This is a genomic window from Pseudomonas sp. B20(2017) (assembly GCF_002113125.1).
In the GTDB taxonomy this organism is placed as follows: domain Bacteria; phylum Pseudomonadota; class Gammaproteobacteria; order Pseudomonadales; family Pseudomonadaceae; genus Aquipseudomonas.
This window is the reverse complement of sequence record NZ_NEJP01000009.1, coordinates 124,164-149,924: the sequence shown is the minus strand read 5'-3', so window position 1 is coordinate 149,924 and position 25,761 is coordinate 124,164. Positions and strand designations below refer to the sequence as shown.

At 61.6% G+C, this 25,761-nt stretch carries 19 protein-coding genes; 7 read left to right on the top strand and 12 right to left on the bottom strand.

Annotated elements, in window-relative coordinates:
- Window positions 1–92: 92 nt before the first annotated feature.
- Entirely contained in the window at window positions 93–1,856 is a 1,764-nt protein-coding gene (locus tag CAF63_RS15240; protein ID WP_085686044.1) for a cation:proton antiporter, read from the top strand.
- 23 nt (window positions 1,857–1,879) lie between these two features.
- Here the strand turns inward: CAF63_RS15240 and CAF63_RS15235 are convergent, their stop codons facing one another.
- The 4 genes from CAF63_RS15235 to uvrD form a co-directional block, all read right to left on the bottom strand.
- A complete protein-coding gene (locus tag CAF63_RS15235) occupies window positions 1,880–2,287 on the bottom strand; it encodes an SMI1/KNR4 family protein (RefSeq protein ID WP_007954245.1) in 408 nt (135 codons plus the stop codon).
- A gap of 137 nt (window positions 2,288–2,424) precedes the next feature.
- The gene (locus CAF63_RS15230) at window positions 2,425–3,303 is read right to left on the bottom strand and encodes a Tim44 domain-containing protein (protein WP_085686042.1); all 879 of its coding nucleotides are present in this window, start codon (window positions 3,301–3,303) and stop codon (window positions 2,425–2,427) included.
- Between the two features lie 175 nt (window positions 3,304–3,478).
- Window positions 3,479–3,919, bottom strand: a complete 441-nt coding sequence (locus CAF63_RS15225; protein ID WP_085606235.1) for an EamA family transporter — start codon at window positions 3,917–3,919, stop codon at window positions 3,479–3,481.
- Between the two features lie 148 nt (window positions 3,920–4,067).
- Entirely contained in the window at window positions 4,068–6,251 is a 2,184-nt protein-coding gene (uvrD, locus tag CAF63_RS15220; protein ID WP_085686040.1) for a DNA helicase II, read from the bottom strand.
- 259 nt (window positions 6,252–6,510) lie between these two features.
- Here uvrD and CAF63_RS15215 point away from each other — a divergent pair, with 259 nt between their 5' ends.
- From CAF63_RS15215 to CAF63_RS28995, 3 genes are all read left to right on the top strand, one after another.
- Entirely contained in the window at window positions 6,511–9,384 is a 2,874-nt protein-coding gene (locus tag CAF63_RS15215; RefSeq protein ID WP_085686037.1) for a bifunctional diguanylate cyclase/phosphodiesterase, read from the top strand.
- A 150-nt stretch (window positions 9,385–9,534) separates the two neighbouring features.
- Window positions 9,535–10,401, top strand: a complete 867-nt coding sequence (gene hexR, locus CAF63_RS15210; RefSeq protein ID WP_007954250.1) for a transcriptional regulator HexR — start codon at window positions 9,535–9,537, stop codon at window positions 10,399–10,401.
- 238 nt (window positions 10,402–10,639) lie between these two features.
- On the top strand, window positions 10,640–10,846 hold the full coding sequence (locus tag CAF63_RS28995) for a PA3496 family putative envelope integrity protein (RefSeq protein WP_007954251.1): 207 nt from the start codon (window positions 10,640–10,642) through the stop codon (window positions 10,844–10,846).
- Here CAF63_RS28995 and CAF63_RS15200 read toward each other — a convergent pair.
- Window positions 10,788–11,750, bottom strand: a complete 963-nt coding sequence (locus CAF63_RS15200; protein ID WP_085686035.1) for a LysR family transcriptional regulator — start codon at window positions 11,748–11,750, stop codon at window positions 10,788–10,790. The two genes, CAF63_RS28995 and CAF63_RS15200, sit on opposite strands and share 59 nt — an antisense overlap.
- 189 nt (window positions 11,751–11,939) lie before the next feature.
- On the opposite strand from CAF63_RS15200, the gene CAF63_RS15195 reads away from it, so the two are divergent.
- Window positions 11,940–13,355 carry an acetyl-CoA carboxylase biotin carboxylase subunit gene (locus tag CAF63_RS15195; RefSeq protein WP_085686033.1) on the top strand — a complete coding sequence of 472 codons (1,416 nt, stop codon included), beginning with the start codon at window positions 11,940–11,942 and terminating at the stop codon, window positions 13,353–13,355.
- Window positions 13,356–13,366: 11 nt separating this feature from the next.
- Complete coding sequence (gene oadA / locus CAF63_RS15190; protein WP_085686031.1) at window positions 13,367–15,175, top strand: sodium-extruding oxaloacetate decarboxylase subunit alpha; 1,809 nt, start codon at window positions 13,367–13,369, stop codon at window positions 15,173–15,175.
- 104 nt (window positions 15,176–15,279) lie between these two features.
- Here oadA and CAF63_RS15185 read toward each other — a convergent pair whose 3' ends face one another.
- From CAF63_RS15185 to CAF63_RS15165, 5 genes are all read right to left on the bottom strand, one after another.
- Window positions 15,280–16,680 (bottom strand): autotransporter domain-containing protein, encoded by a 1,401-nt coding sequence (locus CAF63_RS15185; RefSeq protein WP_371807407.1) that lies wholly within the window; start codon window positions 16,678–16,680, stop codon window positions 15,280–15,282.
- Between the two features lie 267 nt (window positions 16,681–16,947).
- The gene (locus CAF63_RS15180) at window positions 16,948–19,905 is read right to left on the bottom strand and encodes an autotransporter domain-containing protein (RefSeq protein WP_085686027.1); all 2,958 of its coding nucleotides are present in this window, start codon (window positions 19,903–19,905) and stop codon (window positions 16,948–16,950) included.
- Between the two features lie 221 nt (window positions 19,906–20,126).
- Window positions 20,127–20,798, bottom strand: a complete 672-nt coding sequence (locus tag CAF63_RS15175; RefSeq protein WP_085686025.1) for a GNAT family N-acetyltransferase — start codon at window positions 20,796–20,798, stop codon at window positions 20,127–20,129.
- Between the two features lie 12 nt (window positions 20,799–20,810).
- Window positions 20,811–21,257, bottom strand: coding sequence for a GNAT family N-acetyltransferase (locus CAF63_RS15170; RefSeq protein ID WP_011336633.1), 447 nt, complete (start codon window positions 21,255–21,257; stop codon window positions 20,811–20,813).
- A 10-nt stretch (window positions 21,258–21,267) separates the two neighbouring features.
- Window positions 21,268–21,891 (bottom strand): FMN-binding negative transcriptional regulator, encoded by a 624-nt coding sequence (locus CAF63_RS15165; RefSeq protein WP_085686023.1) that lies wholly within the window; start codon window positions 21,889–21,891, stop codon window positions 21,268–21,270.
- 92 nt (window positions 21,892–21,983) lie between these two features.
- Between CAF63_RS15165 and CAF63_RS15160 the strand changes: the two genes are divergently transcribed.
- Window positions 21,984–23,537, top strand: a complete 1,554-nt coding sequence (locus CAF63_RS15160) for a PLP-dependent aminotransferase family protein (protein ID WP_085686021.1) — start codon at window positions 21,984–21,986, stop codon at window positions 23,535–23,537.
- Window positions 23,538–23,596: 59 nt separating this feature from the next.
- On the opposite strand, the gene CAF63_RS15155 is transcribed toward CAF63_RS15160, so the two are convergent.
- Both CAF63_RS15155 and CAF63_RS15150 read right to left on the bottom strand, forming a co-directional pair.
- Entirely contained in the window at window positions 23,597–24,697 is a 1,101-nt protein-coding gene (locus CAF63_RS15155; protein WP_085686019.1) for a polyamine ABC transporter substrate-binding protein, read from the bottom strand.
- The gene (locus CAF63_RS15150) at window positions 24,694–25,719 is read right to left on the bottom strand and encodes a histone deacetylase family protein (RefSeq protein ID WP_085686016.1); all 1,026 of its coding nucleotides are present in this window, start codon (window positions 25,717–25,719) and stop codon (window positions 24,694–24,696) included. The genes CAF63_RS15155 and CAF63_RS15150 overlap by 4 nt, the downstream gene beginning before the upstream one ends.
- Between the last annotated feature and the right edge of the window lie 42 nt (window positions 25,720–25,761).

The window sequence follows — 25,761 nt, the reverse complement described above, 5'->3', positions numbered from 1 at the left end:
GAGCGATTCCTACACCCAAAGCGGATTTTTACTCAGCTCGCCCAGACATTTCCCATGCCTGCGTGAGCCTCGTCATTCAAGGAGCCCACACCATGCATGCCATCAGCTTTATTCAGGATCTGGCGGTGATCATGTTGGTCGCAGGTGTGGTGACCGTGCTGTTCCACCGCTTCAAGCAGCCGGTAGTGCTCGGCTACATCGTCGCCGGTTTCATCATCGGCCCCCACACGCCGCCGTTCGGCCTGATCCACGACGAAGAAACCATCAAGACCCTTGCCGAGCTGGGGGTGATTTTCCTGATGTTCTGCCTGGGCCTGGAGTTCAGCCTGCGCAAGTTGTTCAAGGTCGGCGCCACGGCCTTCATCGCGGCGTTCCTCGAAATTGTCCTGATGATCTGGATCGGCTACGAAATCGGCCGCTGGTTCGACTGGAACACTATGGATTCGCTGTTCCTCGGCGCAATCCTGGCGATTTCCTCGACCACCATCATCGTCAAGGCGCTCAACGACCTGAAGATGAAAAACGAGCGCTTCGCGCAGCTGATTTTCGGGGTGCTGATCGTCGAGGACATCCTTGGCATCGGCATCATCGCCTTGCTGTCGAGCATCGCGGTCAGCGGCACAGTGAGTTCCGGCGAAGTGTTTTCCACGGTCGGCAAGCTCTCGCTGTTCATGATCGTCGCTCTGGTAATCGGCATTCTGCTGGTGCCGCGACTGTTGGCCTACGTGGCGAAATTCGAAAGCAACGAGATGCTGCTGATCACTGTGCTGGGCCTGTGTTTCGGCTTCTGCCTGTTGGTGGTCAAACTCGAGTACAGCATGGTGCTCGGGGCATTCCTGATCGGGGCGATCATGGCCGAATCGCGGCAATTGCTGAAAATCGAGCGCCTGATCGAGCCGGTTCGCGACCTGTTCAGCGCGATCTTCTTCGTTGCCATCGGCCTGATGCTCGATCCGATGATCCTTCTGCAATACGCGTGGCCGATTGCGGTGATCACTGTAGCCGTGGTGCTGGGCAAGATGCTGTCCTGCGGCCTCGGGGCTTTTATCGCCGGCAATGACGGACGCACCTCACTGCGGGTCGGGATGGGGCTTTCGCAGATTGGCGAATTTTCCTTCATCATCGCCGCGCTGGGCATGACCCTGCAGGTCACCAGCAACTTTCTCTACCCGGTCGCCGTGGCGGTCTCGGTTATCACGACATTGCTGACGCCTTACCTGATCCGCGCAGCCGATCCGCTGTCGATCAAGTTGTCCGCCGCCATGCCACAGCGCCTCGGTCGGGTGTTCGGGATGTATGGCGAATGGCTGCGCAGCATCCAGCCTCAGGGCGAGGGCGCGATGCTGGCGTCGATGATCCGGCGGATTCTGCTACAGGTCGGGGTCAATCTGGCGCTGGTGATCGCGATCTTCTTTGCCGGCGCTTTCTTTGCCGGACGCCTCTCGATCTGGATGCAGGACTGGATCAGCGACCCAAGCTGGCAGAAAGCGTTGATCTGGGGTGGGGCGTTGCTGGTGTCGTTGCCGTTCCTGATCGCGGCCTATCGCAAGCTCAAGGCGCTGTCGATGCTGCTGGCGGAGATGGGCGTGAAGCCGGAGATGGCGGGGCGTCACACACAGCGAGTACGCCGGGTGATCGCCGAAGTGATCCCGATCATCTCGCTGCTGGTGATTTTCCTGCTGCTGGCAGCCTTGTCGGCCAGTATCTTGCCGACCAACAAGTTGCTGGTGCTGATCGCCGTGGTCGCGGCCGCCGTGGCTGCGCTGCTCTGGCGCTGGTTCATCCGGGTGCACACGCGGATGCAGGTGGCCTTGCTGGAAACCCTCGACAACCACAAGGAGCCGTCGGGGCACTGACCACCCAATGGGAGTGGGGCGTTTCAGCTTTCCAGCCAGACGTCCCGCGCCCAGTGCCAGACCGACTCCCAGGACTCTTCGGTGATCAGCTCTTCTTCGCCCGACCACAGCACCACGGTGCCGTCTTCTTCGACGCAGTAGTAGTCGTCGCCGTCCTGACAGATCGGGATCAGGTCGCGCGGTACACCGGCGTCCCAAGCGTTGGCGGCTACGTCCGGCAGGTAGGTGTGGGATTGTGGATCGGTGACGGTCACCGGCTCCAGGCTGCCGTAGACCACGTCACTGACGGTCAGCAGAAACTCTTTGAAGACGAACGGGATGTTGATGAAGAGCTCTTCTTCGATTTCCACCAACTGGTCTTCGTCAGGCAACTCCAGGGGAACCGGTACGGGTTCGTTGGCTTCGCGCAGTTGTTCGATGATTTCTTCCACGTCCGGGATCCTCTTGCTTGAATGGCGCGGTTCATATGGGCCGGTTTATACAGTAGCTCGCTACAGATGCAACCGCGAAATAGAAAACCCCGGCCGAGGCCGGGGTTTTCATTACTTCGCGTAAACGTCGGAGGTGATCAGCCGTTCTGGCGGATACCGGCGACCAGCCAAGGCTGGTTGTCGCCCTGTGGACGTTCCATGTTCCAGCTTTCGCTGAACACTTCGCCCTGCTGATCGAAACGCGAGGTCTTCGACACGCCGTTGAAGGTCAGGGTAGCGATGGTCTTGTCCGCACGGTCATCCACGCCATCCAGTTGTACCTGGAGATTGTCGATGTAGGTGGACTGGAAGGCGTCGCCCAGCTCCGCGCGTTCGCGCTTGAGGAACTCGAGCATTTGCGGGGTCACGAACTCGGCGATCTTGTCCATCTCGTTGGCGTCCCAGTGCTGCTGCAGCGCCTGGAAGTGGCTGCGGGCGGCTTCAAGGAAGCGCTGTTCGTTGAACCAGGCCGGTGCGTTGATCACCGGACGGGCGGCAGCAGGAGCGGCCGAACCACCGAAGATCGAACCCATGGCTGCTGGCTTCTGTTCAAACACTTCACGCTGCATCGGCGCGCCGGCCGGAGCGAACTGCTCCTGCTGCTTGCGGCGACGGGCGGCGATGAAGCGGAAGATCACGAACGCGATCACGGCCATGATCAGGATGTCGAAGAACTGCATGCCTTCGAAGCCGCCGCCCATGAACATGGAAGCGAGCAGGCCACCGGCCGCGATGCCGGCCAGAGGGCCGAGCCATTTCGACGCGCCGCCGGCCTTGGCCGCAGCGCCCGCAGCACCGGCAGCACCAGCGGTCGCCGCAGCGCCGCCCATGCCTGGAGAAGAAGGAGCCATCTGGCTGGTCTGGTGCGTCGGCGCAGCGCCGGCGCTTTTGCCACCACCAAAGCGCTTGGCGTTGGCGTCGAGGCTCATCGTCAGGCCGATGCACAACGCCATGGCGATGCTTAGAAAACGTTTCATAAAGGGAATTCCCGTTTGTGGAGACACGCGCGCCATGTTGCACAGCTGAAGTGTTACTGGCTAGCGAGAGAGTGTTTCGGGCTTTTGCCTGACAGGTTACGTTCAGCTCGGTCGGGGCAATAAGGCCATGTACTTTTGTCTGTAGGAAAAGGAGATAGGTTCAGCAGGAAATGGATCAGCGCCGAAAGGCCAGCATCACCACGCCGGCAGTGATCAGGCCGATACCGCCCCATTGGCGCAGGTCGAGTTTCTCACCCAGCAGGATCACACCGAGCACCGCCACGAAGACCACGCTGAGTTTGTCCACCGGGGCGACCAGCGATGCCGGTCCGACTTTCAACGCGCGGAAGTAGCAAAGCCACGAAGCTCCGGTGCCCAGGCCCGACAACAGCAGGAACAGGTAGCTCTTGGCGGAGATCGATCCCAAGGACTGATATTGGCCCGTGGCGTACAAAATCAAGGCCAGGCTGACCAATACGACGATTGTGCGCAGCAGGGTGGCGAAGTCGGAGTTGACGTTTTCGATGCCGATCTTGGCGAAGATGGCCGTCAGCGCGGCGAAAGTGGCCGAGAGCAGGGCCCAGAACGTCCAGGAAGAAAAGAAGCCCGAGCCCATGAATGTTGCCTCCAGTGTTCGTGTCCGATCGTTCCCACGCTCTGCGTGGTAACGCCGCCATGGACGCTACGCGTCCACAGTGACGCAGAGCGTCACGGGATGCATTCCCACGCAGAGCGTGGGAAAGATGAGCAACGGCGGGCTGCCCTTAAATGGCTTCCAGCTTCGCGTAACCCAGCATCAGCCACTTGCTGCCTTCACTGAAGTTCACCTGCACCCGGGCCTGGGCGCCGGCGCCTTCGAAGTTGAGGATCACGCCGTCGCCGAAGATCGAGTGACGCACAGCCTGGCCAAGGCTCAGGCCGGTTTCCGGAATCTCGCTACCGCTGAACAGGTTGCTGCCGCCCATCGACTGGTTGCCGCCGAACGGTCGGCTGACGCTGTTCGAAAGGCGCACTTCCTGAATCAGGCCTTTCGGCACTTCCCGTACGAATCGCGACACCTTGTTGTAGGTTTCGCTGCCATACAGGCGTCGGGTTTCAGCGTAGGTCATCACCAGATTCTGCATCGCCCGGGTAATGCCGACATAGGCCAGACGCCGTTCTTCCTCAAGGCGTCCCGGTTCTTCCAGGCTCATCTTGTGCGGGAACAGACCTTCTTCCATGCCCACCAGGAACACGTAAGGGAATTCCAGGCCCTTGGCGCTGTGCAGGGTCATCAACTGAATGCTGTCTTCGTGCTCGTCGGCCTGAGTGTCGCCGGCCTCCAGCGAAGCGTGGCCGAGGAACGCCGCCAGTGGCGTCAGCTCTTCGTCTTCTTCGGTGTTCTCGAAGTTGCGCGCGGCGCTGACCAGTTCCTCAAGGTTTTCCACCCGGGCCTGGCCTTTCTCGCCTTTTTCCGCTTCGTGGTAGGCGATCAAACCGGACTGCTCAATGACGGTCTGGGTCATCAGGTGCAACGGCATCTCGGCGCACTTGGCGGCGAGGTTCTCGATCAGCTCGATAAACGCACCGAGTGCGCCGGCCGCACGACCGGTCAGACCTTTGTTGGCCACCAGCTGGCGCATGGCTTCCCACATCGACACATCGCTGTGGCGCGCATGTTCACGGATGGCTTCGACGGTCTTCTCGCCGATGCCGCGAGCCGGGACGTTGATCACCCGTTCCAGCGCCGCATCGTTGCCACGACCTTCCAGCAAACGCAGGTAAGCCATGGCGTTCTTGATTTCCGCGCGCTCGAAGAAGCGCTGGCCGCCATAGATGCGGTACGGAATGCGCTCGCGCAGCAAGGCTTCTTCCAGAACGCGGGATTGGGCGTTGGAGCGGTAGAGAATCGCGATATCACTGCGAGCCAGGCCGGTTTTCAGCGCGCTTTCGATGGTTTCGACAACGTAGCGTGCTTCGTCGTGTTCGTTGAACGCGGCGTACAGGTTGATCGCTTCGCCGTCACCGCCATCGGTCCACAGCTCTTTGCCGAGACGCCCGGTGTTATTGGCGATCAAGGCGTTGGCGGCTTTCAGTATGCCGGCCGTGGAGCGGTAGTTCTGCTCCAGACGGATGGTCACCGAGTCCGGGAAGTCCGAAGAGTACTGGTGGATGTTCTCGATTTTCGCGCCGCGCCAGCCGTAGATCGACTGATCGTCGTCGCCGACCACCATCAGGCTGTCGCCGCCCTTGCCCAGCAGCCGCAACCAGGCGTACTGCACGGCGTTGGTGTCCTGGAATTCGTCCACCAGAATGTGTCGGAAACGCTTCTGATAGTGCGCCAGCAGGCCCGGGTGGTCGCGCCACAGGTCGAGGGCGCGCAGCAGCAGTTCGGAGAAGTCGATAACGCCGGCGCGTTGGCACGCGGCCTCGTACGCTTCATAAATGCCGCGCATGGTGGCCAGGAACAGATCGCCGCTGGCTTGAATGTGTTGCGGACGCAGACCTTCGTCTTTCTGCCCGTTGATGAACCACTGGGCCTGACGGGCCGGCCAGCGTTGCTCGTCCAGCCCCAGCTCGCGGATCACCCGCTTGACCAGGCGTTGCTGGTCGTCGCTGTCGAGAATCTGAAAGGTCTGGCTCAGCCCGGCTTCCTGCCAATGCGCCCGCAGCAAGCGGTGCGCCAGGCCGTGGAAGGTGCCGACCCACATGCCGGCCGGATTGATGCCCAGCAATTGCTCGATGCGGTGGCGCATCTCGGCAGCGGCCTTGTTGGTGAAGGTCACCGACAGGATCGAGTGGGGCGAGGCGTTCTCGACCTGGATCAACCAGGCGATACGGTGCACCAGCACTCGGGTTTTGCCGGAGCCGGCACCGGCCAGGACCAATTGACGACCAACGGGAGCCGCTACGGCCTGGCGTTGGGCATCGTTGAGGGAGTTCAGCAGAAGGGAGAGATCATCGCGCATCGGGGCATTCTAGGGTGCGCCGCAGGCCCGGGCAAACCGAGCTTTGCATTAGCCGATGAAAGTGCTGCCCGTGACGACCGGTCGGTCATCGGCTACAGGCGTTGGCCCGCCTGACGTCGGGGCTTTGGAGGGTGACGAGCGGCGGAAAAGTTTCGGTGAAATTATGATCTGGGGCAGTTTGGCAAGTGGTTCGGCTTGTGTATGCTCCGTCCACGTTTCCGGGCGCATGCTCACACTTATAAGAACAAGAACGTTGCCTATGACCCTCAGCTTCGACCTGTCGGGCCCCTCCGTGGAACCCCGGCTAATCCGCAAGCATTACGCCACCCAGATGGCGGTCGAGCGCACGCGCCTTCTTTATCAGGGTTCGCTGTTGCCCACCCTGTTCATGTTGATCAATGGTCTGGTCTGCGCCGTTCTGCTCTGGAGCCCGCAGCGCTACTTCGTGGTCAGCGTCTGGCTGGTGTGGCTGCTGTCGCTGGTGGCGTTGCGGGTGATTCAGGTCGCCGCGTTCGACTCGGCGATTCCCGATCGTCAGGCTCAGCCAATCTGGGGGCGGATGTTCCTGCTTGGCTCAACCATGACCGGTCTGACTCTGGCCGGCGCCGGTATCGCGCTGGTGCCCGCCGACAACTTCATTCAGCAGGCCTGGGTGTTCGGCCTGATTGGCGCCGCGACATTGTCGGCCAGTGTGGCCTACGCCGTGAGCATTCCGGCCTTTCTTTCCTTTACCTTGCCCTGCTTGCTGCCCGCCATTGGTTATCTGTTCTGGGGCGGCGATGACCTGGCGCGAGGCTGGGGTTGGCTCGGGCTGATTCTGTTGGGCTCACTGAGCGTGGTGGCGTGGCAGGTCAATCGATTGATCGACCGTGGTTTGCTGCGGCGTTTCCAGAATCAGCACTTGATCGAATACCTGCAGCAGGCGCAAATCCGCAGCGAACAGCTCAACCTGGAGTTGGCGAAAGAAATCGAACACCGGCGTTGCGCCGAGGGCAAGCTGCGCGAAGCTCAGGTTGAACTGGAAGACCGGGTCGCCCAGCGCAGCCGTGAACTGGATGTCGCCAACCAGGCCCTGAGCAAGAGCGAGGCGCGCCTGGCCTTGGCGTTGAAGGCCAGTGAGCTGGGGCTGTGGGACTGGAACCTGCAGACCGACGAAGTTCACCACACGCAGATTCAGGAATTGTTTGGCATTGACCCGGAATACGTCACCGGGCTGCTCAGGCATCTGCGGCCGCGGCTGCACCCGGAAGATGTGCCGCCGCTCAAACGGGCGTTGATCGAGCACTTGAAGGGGCGCACCGAGGATTATCAGATCGAATACCGCGTGCGCCACGGCGACGGTCACTGGGTCTGGATCGAAGACCGTGGCCGAGCGGTGGAGCGCGACGAGAACGGTCGGGTCATCCGCATGGTCGGCACCCGACGCGACATCAGCGCCGGCAAAAGCCTGGAAGCCCAACAGCAACTGGCAGCGACGGTCTTCGAGGCTGCCAGCGAAGGCATCGTTATTCTTGACCCGAATTATTCGCTGATCGCCATCAACCAGGCCTTCAGCCGGGTCACCGGGTATGACATTGACGACATGCTCGGGCGCAACGTCGTCGAGCTGCCGTGCAGTCGCGATGCCCGCCGACATTACGTTGCGATTCGCCACGCGCTGGAGCAGCACGGCAGCTGGCAGGGCGAACTGGTGGAAACCCGCAAGAACGGCGAGCTGTATCCGCAGTGGCTGCAACTGAACGCCGTGCGCGACAGTCGGGGAAATGTGAGCCATATCGTCGGCTTCTTCGCCGATCTGTCGGCCCGCCGTGAATCCGAAGAGCGCATGCGCTACCTGACCCACTACGACGAACTCACCGGTCTGGCCAACCGCTCGCTGTTTCGCGAACGCCTGCACGAAGCGCATCAGCGTGTGCGACAGGGCGGGCGCCGGAGTCTGGCGTTGCTGCACATCAATCTGGATCGCTTCAAGCTGCTCAACGACAGCCTCGGCCATGAGATAGCGGATCAGTTGCTGCAAAAGATGTCGCGGCGGCTGGTCAGTGCCTTGCCGGAAGCCGACACCATCGCCCGGCTGTCCGGCGACGAGTTCGCGGTGCTGTTCGACGCCTACGGCAACCTGTCGAGCCTGGCGCGGGTCGCCACGCGGCTGTCGACCAAGCTGCGACTGCCGTTGACCGTGGAAGGGCATGAGCTGGTGGTCAGCGCTTCGATGGGCATCAGCATGCTGCCGGACAACGCGCGGGAGATTTCCGCGTTGGTCAGCCAGTCGAACATGGCCATGCAACATGCCAAGCACCTGGGCGGCAACAATTTCCAGTTTTACACCGACAGCCTGCAGGCCAGCACGCTGGAGCGCCTGCAACTGGAAAACCAGTTGCGCAAAGCTATCGAGGACAAGCAACTGCACGTCTTCTACCAGCCGAAGCTGTGTCTTGCGACTGGCCGCCTGAATGCCGCCGAGGCCCTGGTGCGCTGGGATCATCCCGTCATGGGGCGCGTGCCGCCGGGGGATTTCATTGGTCTGGCCGAAGAAACCGGACTGATCGGTCCCATCGGTGAGTTCGTATTGCGCCAGGCTTGTTTGCAGACCTGTGAGTGGCAGCGTCAGGGGCTGACGCCGATCCGTGTTTCGGTGAACCTGTCGGTTCATCAGTTGCGTCAGGGAAAACTGGTCAGTCTGGTACGTCAGGTGCTGGAAGAAACCGGACTGGCGCCGCACTGCCTCGAACTGGAACTGACCGAAAGCCAGCTGCTCGACAGCGTCGAACACATCATTGCCACGTTCCAGCAGTTGCGGGATCTGGGGGTGAAACTGGCGATTGACGATTTCGGCACCGGGTATTCGTCGCTGAGTTATTTGAAACGGATTCCGGTGGATTACGTGAAGATCGATCAGGCGTTCATTCGCGGACTGGGCGAGGGCACTGAGGATGCGGCGATCACCCGGGCGATTATTGCGATGGCTCACGGGTTGTCGCTGAAGGTGGTCGCCGAAGGTGTCGAGCGGCCCGAGCAGCTGGAGTTCCTGAAGGCTGAAGGTTGTGATGAAGTGCAGGGGTATCTGATCAGTCGGCCTGTCGAGGCGGCAGGTCTTGCAGCATTGTTGCATCAACGGGAAAAACCGCTCTAAAGGGCTACATAAGGTGCATGTCGCCTGTTACAGGGGGATCGAGTTACGCATTGAGCAGGCAAAAAGCCGATTCATGTAGTATAACTACAAGCTTGCTACATCCCCGGCATCTGGCCATAACTCATCTTTCCATAACAAGAGTCCAGCCCCTTGAATCTGCTGCAACACATCGCCCAGTCACGTCACCTGTTACGCAAGTCGGAGCTCAAGGTCGCCGACCACGTGCTGCTTGACCCTGCGGCAGTGATGCACAGTTCCATGGCCGACCTGGCCCACAGCGTCGGCATCAGCGAGCCGACCATCGTGCGCTTCTGCCGGGCCATCGGTTGTTCCGGTTTCCAGGATCTGAAACTCAAGCTCGCGCAAAGCCTCGCGGCCGGCGCCAGCTTCGGTCAGTTCGCGATCCATGAAGACGACTCCGTCGCTGACTACAGCCTTAAAATCTTCGACACCACGTTGCACACGCTGATGGAGGTTCGCGAGAAGCTCGATCCTCTGGAGCTGCAACGGGCGGTGACGCTGATGTCCCAGGCCCAGCGCGTAGAGTTCTACGGTTTTGGTGCGTCGGGCGCGGTGGCGGCGGATGCGCAGCACAAGTTCTTCCGTCTGCTGCTGACGGCCGCGGCGTATTCCGACCCGCACATGCAGGCGATGTCGGCGGTTACGCTGAAGCCGACCGACGTGGCGATCTGCATTTCGCAATCCGGCCGTTCCAAAGACTTGCTGATCACCGCCAACCTCGTTCGCGAGAGCGGTGCGTCGCTGATTACCCTGTGCCCGAGCCAGACACCGCTGGCCGAGCTGTCGACCGTCAACCTGGCGATCGACGTGCACGAAGACACCGAAATCTACACCCCGCTGACCTCGCGCATCGCTCACCTGGTGGTGATCGACGTGCTGGCGATGGGCGTGGCCATGGCGCGCGGGCCGAGCCTGGTCAACCACCTCAAGAGCGTCAAGCGCAGCCTGCGCAGTCTGCGGCTGTCGCCAAAATCGGTGAAAGCGCTGGATGACTGATGTCATCGCAAGGTCGTTCCGACCTTGATCGCGAGCAAGCTCGCTCCCACAGGGGATCTTTTACGTCACAAATTCTGTGTCATATCGAAATCAAATGTGGGAGCGAGCTTGCTCGCGATGGCGGCTTTAAAAACGCCATCGCCATTTGCAAGTTCATCGTACTGTCATCCCCCCGCAGCCAAACCGTCATCCCTCGCGCCTATCGTGAAACTCCCGTAATCGCCTTGGGAGACTCGAAATGGCTCAGCCTTACGAAGAACGCAACAGCGCCGCGAAAACCCGTCGTCAGCAGGAAGACCAGCGCCGCATGGAGTTTCGCCGCGCTATCGAAGATCGCTTCGAACTCCGCCAGCTTCAGGCCGAAATCGGCGATTTTCCCGAGGACATCAATCACTGGCAGGCAGCACCGGCAGCTTCCCGTCGAAGCGCTCAACCAGCGCGCTGATCTGCACCCGTTCGCTGCGGATAAACGCCAGGAAGGCGTGCGCCACCGGTGACAGCCGCTTGGCTTTGGCTTGCACCAGGCACCAGCTGCGAAACAGCGGCAACTCTTCGACCGGCAGCTCCACCAGGCCACCGGTCGCCAGCTCCAGGTTCAGGGCGTGGCGCGTCAACAGCGCCAGGCCCAGACCCGCCACCACGCATTCACGCTGGGCCTCGGCCGACGCCACTTCCTGGGTCTGGGTGAAGTGCACGCGCTTCTCCTTGAAATACTCCTCGCAGGCCAGTCGGGTGCCCGAACCGGGTTCGCGGATCAGCAAGGTGTACGGCTCGAGGTCCTGCAAGCGCAGCGGGCCCATGTGAGCCAGCGGATGATCCGGGCGTGCCGCGGCGACGATCGGATTGTTGAGGAATGGCAGGAACTCCAGGCCCATGTCTTGCGGCACCATCGACATGATCACCAGATCGTCGCGGTTGTCGGAGAGGCGGCGGATCACCTGGCCACGGTTGACCACCGTCAGTTGCAAGTTCACTTCCGGATGCTGGCGCTTGAACGCCGCGAACAGGTGCGGCACGAAGTATTTGGCGCTCGATTCCACTGCAAGCTTCAGTTGGCCCTGAAGTGAGCCCTGCATGTCCGACAGCTGCATATCGAGGTTTTCCAGGCGGCCGAAAATATCCCGGCTGGCGCGCTGAAGTGCTTCGGCCGCTTCGGTCATGTAGAGTTTTTTGCCCACGTAATCGAATAGTGGCTGCCCGATCAGCTCTTCGAGCTGACGAATCTGTAGGCTGACGGCCGGTTGCGTGAGCGACATTTCCTCGGCTGCGCGGCTGTAGGAACGTAAATCACACACTTCGTTGAAGATCTGCAATTGACGCAATGTCATACGCATCAAGGATTTACGCATTTTCTACCGACTCTGGGCGCGGGCTGATTCGTTGACTATAAGTCTTTACTTATGCCTGACCCAATTTTTATTCATTTTTGTTAATCCCTTGTCAGCGCTAATGTGGAGCCGAGACCAGATTGAAACATTTGGTCACGTGCCGACCTGGTCTAGCAGGTCGTGGTGCCACCGGCTCAAGGGAACCTCCAAGTGATAACAAAGATCCTGATCGCCAACCGTGGTGAGATTGCCGTACGAATCGTGCGTGCTTGTGCCGAGATGGGCATTCGCTCGGTCGCGATCTATTCCGACGCCGACCGGCATGCCTTGCATGTGAAGCGTGCGGACGAGGCCCACAGCATTGGTGCCGAGCCGCTGGCCGGCTACCTGAACCCGCGCAAGCTGGTGAACCTGGCCGTTGAAACCGGCTGCGATGCACTGCACCCCGGCTACGGTTTCCTCTCGGAAAACGCCGAGCTGGCAGACATCTGCGCCGAACGCGGTATCAAATTCATCGGTCCGGCGGCGGAAGTCATCCGCCGCATGGGCGACAAGACCGAAGCGCGCCGCAGCATGATCAAGGCCGGCGTGCCGGTCACGCCGGGCACCGAAGGCAACGTCTCGGGCATCGAGGAAGCATTGAGCGAGGGCGACCGCATCGGTTACCCGGTGATGCTCAAGGCCACTTCCGGTGGTGGCGGTCGCGGCATCCGTCGTTGCAACAGCCGCGAAGAACTCGAACAGAACTTCCCTCGCGTCATTTCCGAAGCCACCAAGGCCTTCGGTTCGGCGGAAGTGTTCCTGGAAAAGTGCATCGTCAATCCGAAACACATCGAAGCGCAGATCCTCGGCGACAGCTTTGGCAACGTCGTGCACCTGTTCGAGCGTGATTGCTCGATCCAGCGCCGCAACCAGAAGCTGATCGAAATCGCCCCGAGCCCGCAACTGACCCCGGAACAGCGCGCCTACATCGGCGACCTGTCGGTGCGTGCGGCCAAGGCCGTGGGTTACGAGAACGCTGGCACCGTGGAGTTCCTGCTCGCCGAGGGCGAGGTCTACTTCATGGAGATGAACACCCGGGTGCAGGTGGAACACACCATCACCGAAGAAATCACCGGGATCGACATTGTCTGCGAACAGATCCGCATCGCCTCCGGCCTGCCGCTGTCGGTGAAGCAGGAAGACATCCAGCATCGCGGTTTTGCCCTGCAATTCCGGATCAACGCCGAAGACCCGAAAAACAACTTCCTGCCGAGCTTCGGCAAGATCACCCGCTACTACGCCCCCGGCGGCCCTGGCGTGCGTACCGACACGGCGATCTACACCGGTTACACCATCCCGCCGTTCTACGACTCGATGTGCCTGAAACTGGTGGTCTGGGCGCTGACCTGGGAAGAGGCCATGGACCGCGGTCTGCGTGCCCTCGACGACATGCGTCTGCAAGGCGTGAAGACCACTGCCGCGTACTACCAGGAAATCCTGCGCAACCCGGAATTCCGTAGCGGCCAGTTCAATACCAGCTTCGTCGAAAGCCACCCTGAACTGACCAACTACTCGATCAAGCGCAAACCCGAAGAGCTGGCCCTGGCCATCGCCGCCGCCATCGCCGCCCACGCAGGCCTGTGAGGAATAGAACAATGACTAAAAAGATTTTTGTAACCGACACCATCCTGCGCGACGCTCACCAATCGCTGCTCGCCACCCGCATGCGCACCGAAGACATGCTGCCGATCTGCGACAAGCTCGACAAGGTCGGTTACTGGTCGCTGGAGTGCTGGGGCGGCGCGACCTTCGACGCCTGCGTGCGTTTCCTGAAGGAGGACCCGTGGGAGCGTCTGCGCCAACTGCGTGCTGCGCTGCCCAACACCCGTCTGCAAATGCTCCTGCGCGGGCAGAACCTGCTGGGCTACCGTCACTACAGCGATGACGTGGTCAAGGCGTTCGTTGCCAAGGCCGCGGTCAACGGCATCGACGTGTTCCGCATCTTCGACGCGATGAACGACGTGCGTAACCTGCGCGTGGCCATCGAAGCGGTGAAGGCTGCCGGCAAACACGCCCAGGGCACCATCGCCTACACCACCAGCCCGGTGCACACCATCGACGCGTTTGTCGCCCAGGCCAAGCAAATGGAAGCCATGGGTTGCGACTCGGTGGCGATCAAGGACATGGCCGGACTGCTGACCCCGTACGCGACCGGTGAACTGGTGCGTGCACTGAAGGCCGAACAGTCGCTGCCAGTGTTCATTCACTCGCACGACACCGCCGGTCTGGCGGCGATGTGTCAGCTCAAGGCGATCGAAAACGGCGCCGATCATATCGACACCGCGATCTCCAGCTTCGCTTCGGGCACCAGTCACCCTGGCACCGAATCGATGGTCGCTGCGCTCAAGGGCACCGAGTTCGATACCGGCCTGAACCTGGAGCTGCTGCAAGAGATCGGCCTGTACTTCTACGCCGTGCGCAAGAAGTACCACCAGTTCGAAAGCGAGTTCACCGCCGTCGATACCCGTGTTCAAGTCAACCAGGTGCCGGGCGGGATGATTTCCAACCTGGCCAACCAGTTGAAAGAGCAGGGCGCTCTGAACCGCATGGGCGAAGTGCTGGCAGAGATTCCGCGCGTGCGTGAAGACCTCGGCTTCCCGCCGCTGGTGACCCCGACTTCACAGATCGTCGGCACTCAGGCGTTCTTCAACGTGCTGGCCGGCGAGCGCTACAAGACCATCACCAACGAGGTGAAGCTCTACCTGCAAGGCGGCTACGGCAAAGCTCCGGGTGTGGTGAACGAGAAATTGCGCCGTCAGGCCATCGGCAGCGAAGAGGTGATCGACGTACGTCCGGCCGATCTGCTCAAGCCGGAAATGACCAAACTGCGTGCCGATATCGGCGCACTGGCCAAGTCCGAAGAAGACGTGCTGACCTTCGCCATGTTCCCGGACATCGGCCGCAAGTTCCTCGAAGAGCGTGCCGCCGGCACCCTCACTCCGGAAGTGCTGCTGCCGATCCCGGAAGCGGGCAAGGTGGCTTCGGCCGGCGGCGAAGGCGTACCGACCGAGTTCGTCATCGACGTCCACGGCGAAACCTACCGCGTGGACATCACCGGTGTCGGCGTCAAGGCTGAAGGCAAGCGTCATTTCTACCTGTCCATCGATGGCATGCCGGAAGAAGTGGTGTTCGAACCGCTCAACGAATTCGTCGGCGGCGGCAGCAGCAAGCGCAAGCAAGCCTCTGCACCGGGCCACGTCAGCACCACCATGCCGGGCAACATCGTCGATGTGCTGGTCAAGGAAGGCGACACCGTCAAGGCGGGTCAGGCCGTGCTGATCACCGAAGCGATGAAGATGGAGACCGAAGTCCAGGCCGCGATTGCCGGCAAGGTAACCGCTATCCACGTTGCCAAGGGCGACCGGGTGAACCCGGGCGAAATCCTGATCGAGATCGAAGGCTGAGATAACGGCCTCGATACAACGCTTTAAACCTCGGGGGGGCATGTGCTCCCCTTTTTTTTGCCTTTCAGGCGCTGCCGCAACGTGCAGCAGCGCCCGATCAGAACTCAGAACGCCATTCGCCACTGCGCCGATACACCATGGTTTCGGCTGTCGGTACCGATCTCACCCGCCAAGCCAACACCGAGTGTGTGATTGGCCGAGATGGCCAGATCAAGGCCGGTGTCGAGCGTCAGGCTGTTACGATCCAGCTCTGCGCCATAAACGGTGTAGTCACGGCCGCCGGTGACGAGACGTTGCCGGGTGCTGGTGTAGGTCTCGCCGTAAACGTGTTTCCATCCCGCGCTGAATCGTGGCGTGAGGCGCATGCCGTTATCCAGCGTGCTGACTTTCGCCATGCGCAGGCCGACGGTGGTGTTGAAGTTGCCTTGGGATTGATCATCCACCTTGAGCGCAGCCGCCCCGCCTTTTTCGGTGTAGCCGTCGCGCTGGTAGCGTTGATAGCCGAGGCTGGTAAATGGCTCGATGCTGACGTTGGCCCGACCCAGGTTGTATCCCGACTCGATGAACGCTTGCTGGGTGCTGGCTTGGTAGTTGCCCTTGAGTCGGTCGTGGAAGCGGCCGAACGCGACTTCGCGACGGGTGCTGCCTTCGTGACGGCTCCAGGTTGCGCCGAGCCGAAGTGACAGCGGGCCGGTCTGGCGCAAGGCGTAGGCGCCGAGGTGCCAACTGTCGAGGTCGCCGTCCAGTTCTTTGCTGTCGATGCGCGTGTCGGAGGTGCCGCCCATCAAGCCCAGGTGCCATGTTTCATCGAGGCGCCAGTCCGCACCGAGTAGCAACCCTTTGGTGGAATGCTGCATGGGCTCCACATCACGATCCAGTTTCCCGCTGTGGCCGAGGGCCTGCAGCCAGACCCTGCCGTTCTCGGCGTTTCCGGCTGCATGGCGGGGTGCGTTTGGTTGGGTGTCATGCAGGTTGTCGAGTTGGTGCATGGCCGACAGCAGGCTGGCGCTGACCGGTGTGACGCTGCTCAAGGTGGCTTTGGCGAGGTTGGCGTTGCTGCCGCCGGCCAGTTGATCGTAGGCGAGGGCGGCTGTGGTTTCGTCGGCAGCGAGCAGGGCTGCAACGGCTGCGTTGCCCGGAGGTGGGGGGGAATCCGTTGACGGTGACTGGTCTACCACTTGAGTTTGTTTGGCTGCGGGCGTTTCGGCGAGAACGGGTTCCGTTAAGGGCGCTGGTTTTTCAAGGCTTTCTTCGAGCGCGCTGCCACTCTCTGTCGTGGCGATTTTCTCAGAGAGAGTGTCATCGGGTGCAGGAAGGGGTGCCGCTGGAATCTCAGTACTGACCGGAAACGTTTCTGGCGTCGGAGCGATTCTTTCTTCAAGCAGTGGCTCTTTAGCGAGGCTGGGCGGAGCAGGTTTCTCTTTCTTCTTGCGCGCAGGCTTGGGTTTCACTTCGTCCATGACGGGCGCGTCGGGCTCCGACTGCTCTGCCAGAGAAAATTCCACGCAAGCGACTCCTAGAGCAACCGCCAGGACAAGGTGTTGGAGCTTGTATTTGCATTGAATGGGCATTCAGTTTGGCCTCGTGAAGGTTGAGGCCAAACTGTAAAAGTCGATGCCGGTCCACCGATGCCGGGCAATTCCGGGCTGAACGCAGGTGATGACGTCTGCTTTTGTAGCCCGGTAGCTGGCGGATGGTGAGCCCGCCTTGTTTACTCAATCGACCAGACGCCTTTACCTACAACACCCGCTGAAATCCGGATTGGCAAAATCTCAAAAACTCATCTGCCACTGCCCGATCAACCCGTGATTACCGCTGTTGCTGCCAATCTCGCCGCTGTATCCCAGCCCCAGCGTATGCCGCGCGGAAATGCCCAGATCCAGCCCTGCTTCGAGTACGAGGCTGTCACGATCCAGCGAGCTGCCATCGACGCTGAATGCGGTGCCGCCAACGACGAACGCCTGACGGGTCGAGCTGCTGACATCGCCGTAGGTGTGCTTCCAGCCGGCGGCCATTCGCGGGGTCAGGCTCATGCCATTGCCCAGCGAGCTGAGGTGCGCCAGGCGAACGCCGAAGGTGCTGCTGAAGTTGTCCTGGGTCTGGCTGTCGACCTGCAAGGCCGCCGCGCCGCCCTTTTCCCGATAGCGGTCGCGGTGATAGCGCTGGTAGCCGAGGCTGGCGAACGGTTCGGCGCTGAGCCGGCCAGTGCCCATGGCGTAGCCGAGTTCGGCGAAGGCTTGCTGGCTGTCGGCGTCGTAATCGCCTTTGGGACGATCACTGAAACCGTTGAACGCGATGGTGCGTTTGCTTTCGCCCTGATGGCCGCTGTACGCCGCACCGAGGCGCAGGGCCAACGGGCCGATTTGATGCAGCGCATAAACACCGGCGTGCCAGCTCTCGACATTGCCGTCGACGCCGGTGGCGTCCAGGTCGGTCTTCGAGTAGCCGCCGAGCACGCCCAGACGCCATTGCGGATTGAGTGCCCAGTCAGCACCGAGCACGCTGCCCTTGGTGCGTTGTTCCAGACCGCTGCTGCCGTGTTCGCCATCGAGCTTGCCGTAGCCGCCGATGGCCTGCAGCCAGAGCCGGCCCCGGGCGTTCGGATCATTCAGGTTTCGCGCTTCGGTCGGCACGCCGTTGGCGGCGAGGATCGGCGTATCACGCTGATCGAGGCCGACCATCAAGCCTGGGCTGCCCCCCATTTTCTGCATCGCCGAGAGCATGCTGCTACCGACCTGGCTGCTGGCTCCGAGGGTGGCGCTGGTCAGGTTGGCGTTGCTGGCGCCGGCCAGTTGCTCGATGGCCGCGCCGGCACTGCTTTGAGTGGTGTTGAGCAGGGCGTTGTACAGCGCATTGTTCTTGCCGATCGAGGCCAGGCTGTTGGCGGCGTTACTGCCGTTGCCGGTGGCAGCGAACTCATTGAACGCCACGTCATTGCGGGTGTAAGTCAGGTCGACCTGTGTTGGCGTGTAAGCGAGGGTCGGCGTGAGGAACGCGTAGTCGCTGGTGACCGCGCCGAATGTGCCGTTGACCCGCGCAGCCTGCAGCACCGTGTAATGGCTCTGCCACGGATAAGTGCCGCTGCCGGGATTGACCGCCAGCGTTGCGCCGTTGAGGTTGGCCGTGCCGCCGACCTGGACCGGTGCGCTGCTGCCATCGGCGTTGACGCCGTAGGCAAGCGTGGATGCGCTACTCATGTTCAAGTCGTGCACGATGGTCGCGGTGCCGAGGCGGGTGTCGGTGCGCAACGTGCCATTGACGTTGAGGCCGCCCACCGCCCCGCCGCCGGCATACACACCACCGGCGTCCACGGTCAGATTGCCGGCGATGCCGCCCTGGTTGACCAGAGTGGCGCCGTTGCGCACGGCACCGCCGTCGCTGAAGTCGCCGCTGCCGGTCAGTGTCCAGGCGCCTTGTTTGACTTCCAGCCATTCAAAGTTGCGGCTCGCACCGAAGCTGCCGCCCGCTGCATCGTCCATCACTACGCGGTCATAACCGTTGCCGCCATCGACCGTACCGACGAAGCGGCTACCGCTGCGCAGGGTCAGGCTGTCGTTGCCACCGCCCAGGCCCAGCGCCAAGCCGTTGCTGCCGCTGATGTTGCCGCCGTTGATCACGTTGTCGGCGAACTCGCCGACGAACTTCACGCCGAAACCATCGAGGCCCTGGATGGTGCCGTAGTTCTCCAGCGTGGTGGCCGCCAGCCCCGAACCGCCGCTGCCGTCGTCCACCAGAATGGCGCTGTTGGCGCCGCTGATCAGGGCGTCTTTGGCGTTGAGGATGTAGCCGCCGCCCAGAGCAATACCTTCACTGCCATTGGCGAAGCCACCCTTGTCCACACCGCCGGCGCCGACGCCCTGAATGGTGCCATAGTTTTCAATGTGGGCAATCTTGTCGATGTCCACGCCGTCGCCGTCGCCATTCGGTTGCAACCCGGAATACGCACCAGTGATGGTGCCGTGGTTGATCACTGTGCCATCGCCATCGGAACCGAATCCAGAGCCGTTGCGCCCGGTGATCTGCCCGTAGTTGACCAGCGTCGCACCGAGGTCGGTGGTGATTCCGTGGCGTCCACCGGAAATCACGCCGTAGTTGGTCACGGTGACGCCGGTTGCACTGTCGATATCGATGCCGTCGAACTTCTGATCAGCGTTGTGCGAGTCACCGGTGGAAATCTCCCCGTAGTTGCTGATGGTCGCATTGGCGCCGGTCTTCATACCGTCGCTGGCGTCGCCACGAATCAGCCCGCCCGCGCGGTTGATGATCGTGGTTTTCACCCCGTCGCTGCGCAACGCATCCAGATCCAGGCCTTGGCCTGTGGTCGAGCGAATGGTGCCGCTGTTGTCGATCAACAGGCTGCCGCTGGCGAAGTTGCTGTCGATGCGAATCGCATCGTTGGAGCCGAGAATTTGCCCGCTGCTGCGGTTGTAGATCGCGTAGTTGCGCGCCTGGGTCAGGTCGCCGCTGCTGTCGATGGCCCGGCCGCCCGTGGAGATGATCTTCCCCGAATTGTCGATGATCACACCGGCACCGCTGGTCTTGTCCTTCAGGCTGACAGCCTTGCCGCTGTTGGTGATGCTGCCCGGTGTCGAAATCGTCAGGGTGTCGCTACCGCCCAGTGTCTGCGACGCAGTGGTGGCGGTGTCGATCTGCACGGTCTTGCCGTGGGCGGCACTGGTGGCGATCAGCAGGGCAATGGCAAACGACAGGCGCTGCGGCGGGAAGGGCATGGGGAGAACGTCCTTTTTGTTATAAGCGGGGCGTCCTGTATAGCGGAGGGTTTTTACAGAATGATGTACGGCCTATGTGCATTCTTTTGCAGTTCAGGCCTCAGATTTGGACATTCATCTGCAATTCATTGCAGATCCGACGGTGATGCAGAGCCGAAATCGCAGCCTTGGACATCGCTTGAACGAGATGCCACAGGCTGCGCTCTTTTACGTTCACTGGCTCAACCGCGGCACTCAACCAATCCCTTCACCTGCCCCTCCGCCGTCTGATTCTCATCGCTCAACCAGCGTTCGAACCCCGCCGCAATCGCCGGCCATTCCGAGTCCAGAATCGAGTACCACGCGGTATCGCGGTTCTGGCCTTTCACAACCATGTGTTGACGGAACACGCCTTCGAAGCTGAAGCCCAACCTCTCGGCCGCGTATTTGGAGCGGGCGTTGCCGTTGTTGCATTTCCATTCGAGGCGGCGATAGCCGAGGGCGAAGGATTCCTTGGCCAACAGGTAGACCGCCTCGGTGCTTTTCGGCGAGCGCTGCATCGGGGCGCCGAAGGTGACGTGGCCGATTTCGATGCGGCCCTGGGCCGGGACGATCGACATCAGGCTGAGGACGCCTTGCACCTGGCCGCTGGCGCGGTCAATGACGCTGAAGAAATACGGGTCGCTGTGGGCGGCGTGGTTGTTGAGCCAGTCATTGAAGGCGCTGCGCTCCGGAAACGGGCCGTAGGGCAAGTAATCCCAGAGTTTCGGGTCGGCGCCGGGGCCTTGCAGGGCATTGAACAGGTCGTCGCCGTGGCGTGCCGGGTCGAGTTTTTCCAGGCGGATGAAGCGGCCTTCGATCAGGGTGGTCGACGGGGCTGGTACGCCTTTCCAGTCGGCAAGTGAAGTCGTCATGGGCAGGGCTCCTTAAATGGCTTTGCGAAACTGGATGAAACCCGGGCGCTCGGCGATGCGCTCGTAGAGCTGGATCGCGGTGGCGTTGGTTTCGTGGGTCAGCCAGTGCACCTTGCAGCAACCGTCCGCCTTGGCGGTGGCGTAAACGTGTTCGATCAGCAGGCGACCGACGCCGGTGCCACGGGTTTGCGGTTCCACCAGCAGGTCTTGCAGGTAGCAAGAGTTCTCGATGCTCCAGTTCGAACGATGGTAGATGAAGTGCACCATGCCCACCGCTTTGCCGTCGGCCCAGGCGAGGGCGGCGTGGGTCGGTTCGTTCGGGTCGAGAAAGCGCTGCCAGGTGCTTTGGCTGACGGCGTCTGGCAATTCAGTGTTGTAGAAGCGCAGGTAGGCCTGCCACAGCGGCAGCCAGGCCGCGTGATCGGCGGCGCTGACCGGACGGATGTCGATCTGACTCATGGTGACTTCCTTAACGCATCAAGTGAGCGAGGGTTTGATCGTTGATGTCGGGGCTGGCGGCCAGGCCTTCGCGCACGCCGGCGATATCTTCGGCGCTGCGGTTCTGGCTGAGCTTGCGTTTGCCTTCGAGGCGGTCGATCGGAATGGCGAACCCGACGATGGCCTTGAGCATGCCGTCGATGTAATCGGCCGGGGCATCATCCACCGACCAGGGCTGGGCGCGGCCCGCTTCATGGCGATTGGTGAGAGTGCTGACGATGTCCAGCAGGCGACCACCGTCGCTGAAAGTTTCGGCGTGACCGTAGGCGTGCACGGCGACGTAGTTCCAGGTCGGCACGACTTTGCCGTGCTCGGCCTTGCTCGGGTAAAAGCCCGGGCTGACATAGGCATCGGCACCGGGAAAAATCAGCATGGCCTCGGCGCCGTCACGCAGGTCTTTCCACTGCGGATTCGCCTTGGCCAGATGCCCGTACAGCGTGCCGTTCGGACCTTGTTCGCGATGCAGCAACACCGGCACATGACTGGCCTGCAAGCCTTGTTCGCCGTGGGTGACCAGAATGGCGAGGCGGGTGGCGAGGATCAGTTCGTGCAGTTGGGACAAGTCGTCGATGGCAAAGGCGCGGGGTGTGTACATGGAGAAAATTTCCTTGGCGAATGGCTGCATCGTAGGCAGGCTATTGGTCTGTTGTAAGAGCCATTGATGACCAATTTCATAGGTCCATTGTCATGCCCGATTCGACCACGCTGTCGCTGCCGTTCAACCCTGCCGGTATCGAACTCGACCGCCGCAAAGGCCTGAGCCGTCAGCTCTACCAGGCCTTGCGCCTGCGGGTGCTCGATGGGCGCCTGGCCAGCGGCACGCGCCTGCCGGCCAGTCGCGATCTGGCGACAGCGTTGGGGATTTCCCGCAACAGTGTGGTGCGTGCCTACGATCAGCTGTATGCCGAAGGTTTCATTGAAGGCCGGGTCGGGGACGGCACTTATGTGGCGCAGTTGCCGCAATCGGTGACGCCAGCGGAAAAATTATCCACAAAAATATCCACAGGGTTTTCAACAGGCTTACCCACAACCTTATCCACAATTTCGGTCAATTCCACTGGGGATTTATCCAGCAAAGTTATCCACAGCGGTGCATTGAAGCGGCTTGAGCAGAACCATTTGCCGATGCCACCAAGCGGTCCGCCGCGAGCATTCCGGGTCGGTGTTCCGGCATTCGATCTGTTCCCGTTCGACGTCTGGGCCAAGCTGAACGCGGCGTTCTGGCGCAAACCCGATTTACAGCAACTGTGTTACGGCGACCCGGCGGGTGATGCGCGCCTGCGCGGTCTGATCGCCGCTTATCTGCGCAGTTCGCGCGGCATGCAGTGCTCCGCTGAGCAAATTGTGATCACCAGTGGCGCGCAACAGGGAATCAGCCTTTGTGCACAGTTGCTGGTGGAGCCGGGCGCCGGCGTGGGCATCGAGAACCCTGGGTATCGCGCTGCGGGTCATGCGTTCGCGCTGGCCGGTGGCCGATTGCATGGCATTGCCGTGGATGAAGAGGGTATCGACTGTGCGGCACTGGCGGCCGCCGAAGATTGCCGGGTGGCTTATGTCACGCCGTCTCATCAATACCCGACCGGGGTAGTGATGAGCCTGGCGCGACGCCTGGAACTGCTGGCTTGGGCCGAGCGCACCGGCGGCTGGATCGTCGAGGACGACTACGACGGCGAGTATCGCTACACCGGCGCGCCATTGGCCCCGCTGGCTGCACTCGACCGTCAGGGTCGGGTGTTGTATGTCGGCACTTTTGGCAAAGTCGCGTTCCCGGCGCTGCGCCTGGGTTATCTGGTGTTGCCACCGGGACTGGTGGAAGCCTTTGCGCAGCGGCGCGCGGTGGATGTCCGGCATTCCGAAGTGAGTACTCAAGCGGTGATGGCCGAGTTCATGGCGGCCGGGCACTTCCAGCGGCACATCCGGCGGATGCGCCGGGCAGCCCTGAGTCGGCGTAACGCCCTGATCAACGGATGGCCACACGGATTGGCGGGAGTTGGCGATCTGCCGGCCGTGTCGGCGGGACTGCATCTCACGGTGGCAGTCGATAGCGTGGCCCGCGAACAACAATTGATCGAGCAGGCCGCCAGCGTCGAGGTGGAAGTCCATGGCTTGAGCAAATACTGGCTGCCGGACTCGACGACGCCGATCGATCAGCGCGCCGGTCTGGTGCTGGGCTTTGCCGCGGTGCCGGAGCCGGCGATCGAGTCGGCCCTGGCCCGTTTGCGGCAAGCCTGGGGTGAGTGAAGACGGAGCTCCGATATCCAAAGACCCGCCGGGGCGGGTCTGGGTTGGATGAGCAGGTTTCAGGTGCCGGATTTGATCTTCGTCCACGCCCGCGTGCGTGCCCGTTCCGCATCACGCGGCAATGGTTGCAGGGTGTAGAGCGTATTCATCGCCGCATCGGTGGGATACAGATTCGGATTGTTGCGGATCGCCGGGTCGACAAGTTCGGTGGCGTCCTTGTTCGGGTTCGGATAACCGACAAAATCGCTGACCGGCGCAATCACCTGCGGTTGCAGCAGGTAGTTGACGAAGGTGTAGGCGTCCTGCGGGTTCTTCGCGTCTTTGGGGATGGCGAGCATGTCGAACCAGATCGGCGCGCCTTCTTTCGGCAGGCGCATGTCCACCACTACGCCGTTCTTCGCTTCCTTGGCGCGGTTGGCCGCTTGCGAGAAGCTGCCTGAATAGCCGACCGCAACGCAGATGTCACCGTTGGCAATGTCGGCCATGTACTTGGACGAATGGAAATAGGTCACGTACGGGCGAATCTTCATCAGCAAGGCTTCGGCCTTGGCGTAGTCCGCCGGGTTCTTGCTGTTGGGATCCAGGCCGAGGTGTTGCAGGGCCAGCGGCAGGATCTCCGACGGTGAGTCGAGCAGGGCGACGCCGCACTGCTTGAGCTTGCTGATGTTCTCCTCCTTGAAGATCAGATCCCAGCTGTCCACCGGCGCGTTGTCCCCCAAAGCCGCCTTGACTTTGGCCGGGTTGAAGCCGATCAGGATGGTGCCGTACATGTACGGCACGGCGAACTTGTTGCCCGGATCGTTGGCCTCGATCAGCTTCATCAGTTTCGGGTCGAGGTGGTTCCAGTTCGGCAACTGGCTGCGATCCAGCGGCTGGAACACCCCGGCCTCGATCTGCTTGGCGAGGAACACGTTGGACGGCACCACCACGTCATAGCCGGAGTTGCCGGTCAGCAGTTTGGCCTCCAGCGCTTCGTTGGTGTCGAAGATGTCGTAGACCAGTTTGGTCTGGCTGTTCTGCGCCTTGAAATCTTCCAGTGCCTTGGGGGTGATGTAGTCAAACCAGTTGTAGACACGCAGGGTGCGTTCTTCCGCGTGGGCGCCGCTGCTCAGCAACGCTGCGCACAACGCTGGCGCGATGAAGTGCTTGAGTCTGCTCATTGTTCGAAACCTTCAAGCACGTTCACCGCGTTGATGCCGATTTCTTCCACCGCGTAGCCACCTTCCATGACGAACAGGGTCGGTTTGCCGAGAGCCGCGATGCGCTTGCCCATCGCCAGGTAATCGGGGCTGTCGAGCTTGAACTGCGAGATCGGGTCGTCCTTGAAGGTATCGACACCCAGCGACACGACGATGATGTCGGCACCGTAGTTGTCGATCTCCTGGCAGGCCTGATCCAGCGCCGCGCTCCAGACATCCCAGCCGGAACCGGCCGGCAGCGGATAGTTGAAGTTGAAGCCTTCGCCGGCGCCTTCGCCGCGCTCGTCTTCGTAGCCGAGGAAGAACGGGAACTCCGCTTCCGGGTGGCCGTGGATCGAGGTGAACAGCACGTCGTTGCGCTCGTAGAAAATCGATTGGGTGCCGTTGCCATGGTGGTAGTCGACGTCGAGGATCGCGACCTTCTTGTGGCCCTGATCGAGAAATGCCTGAGCGGCGATGGCGGCGTTGTTGAGGTAGCAATAACCGCCCATCAAATCGCCGGCGGCGTGGTGTCCCGGCGGACGGCACAGGGCGAAGGCACCCCGGGCGCCGCGCTGGATTTCCGCTTGTGCGGTCAGCGCCACTTGCGCCGCGCTGTACGCCGCTTGCCAGGTGCCGGCGGTGATCGGTGCGCCACCGTCGAAGCTGTAATAGCCGAGCTGGCCGTGCAGGCTGGTCGGTTTGACCTGGCGCAAGGTGCGCGCCGGCCAGGTGTAAGGCAGCAAGTCGCCGTCGGTGTTGAATTCGGTCCAGCGCGCCCAGGCGCCTTTGAAGAAGTCGAGGTAGTCGCGGCTGTGGATGCGCTCGATCGGCCCGAGGCCGAAATCCTTCGGCGCCTCGACCGGGCCGAGGTTTTGATGTTTTACCCGTTGCAGCACGTGGTCGGCGCGCGACGGCATCTCGAAGCAAGGCTTGAGTTGCCCGTCGATCAATTCGCAGCGGCCATGGTGCAGGTGGTGATCGTCAGAGTAGATCGTCAGCATTTGTTGTTCTCCGCAGGGGCTGATTCGGTTGATCCCAGTGTT

Excerpts from the sequence above, each read along its gene's own strand:
- CAF63_RS15170 (WP_011336633.1), bottom strand. The coding sequence starts at position 21,257 with ATGAGTCAGATCGACATCCGTCCGGTCAGCGCCGCCGATCACGCGGCC.
- CAF63_RS15180 (WP_085686027.1), bottom strand. The coding sequence starts at position 19,905 with ATGCCCTTCCCGCCGCAGCGCCTGTCGTTTGCCATTGCCCTGCTGATC.
- CAF63_RS15225 (WP_085606235.1), bottom strand. The coding sequence starts at position 3,919 with ATGGGCTCGGGCTTCTTTTCTTCCTGGACGTTCTGGGCCCTGCTCTCG.
- oadA (WP_085686031.1), top strand. The coding sequence starts at position 13,367 with ATGACTAAAAAGATTTTTGTAACCGACACCATCCTGCGCGACGCTCAC.
- CAF63_RS15240 (WP_085686044.1), top strand. The coding sequence starts at position 93 with ATGCATGCCATCAGCTTTATTCAGGATCTGGCGGTGATCATGTTGGTC.
- CAF63_RS15160 (WP_085686021.1), top strand. The coding sequence starts at position 21,984 with ATGCCCGATTCGACCACGCTGTCGCTGCCGTTCAACCCTGCCGGTATC.
- CAF63_RS28995 (WP_007954251.1), top strand. The coding sequence starts at position 10,640 with ATGGCTCAGCCTTACGAAGAACGCAACAGCGCCGCGAAAACCCGTCGT.
- CAF63_RS15215 (WP_085686037.1), top strand. The coding sequence starts at position 6,511 with ATGACCCTCAGCTTCGACCTGTCGGGCCCCTCCGTGGAACCCCGGCTA.
- CAF63_RS15150 (WP_085686016.1), bottom strand. The coding sequence starts at position 25,719 with ATGCTGACGATCTACTCTGACGATCACCACCTGCACCATGGCCGCTGC.
- CAF63_RS15230 (WP_085686042.1), bottom strand. The coding sequence starts at position 3,303 with ATGAAACGTTTTCTAAGCATCGCCATGGCGTTGTGCATCGGCCTGACG.
- CAF63_RS15155 (WP_085686019.1), bottom strand. The coding sequence starts at position 24,697 with ATGAGCAGACTCAAGCACTTCATCGCGCCAGCGTTGTGCGCAGCGTTG.
- CAF63_RS15200 (WP_085686035.1), bottom strand. The coding sequence starts at position 11,750 with ATGCGTAAATCCTTGATGCGTATGACATTGCGTCAATTGCAGATCTTC.
- CAF63_RS15175 (WP_085686025.1), bottom strand. The coding sequence starts at position 20,798 with ATGACGACTTCACTTGCCGACTGGAAAGGCGTACCAGCCCCGTCGACC.
- CAF63_RS15165 (WP_085686023.1), bottom strand. The coding sequence starts at position 21,891 with ATGTACACACCCCGCGCCTTTGCCATCGACGACTTGTCCCAACTGCAC.
- uvrD (WP_085686040.1), bottom strand. The coding sequence starts at position 6,251 with ATGCGCGATGATCTCTCCCTTCTGCTGAACTCCCTCAACGATGCCCAA.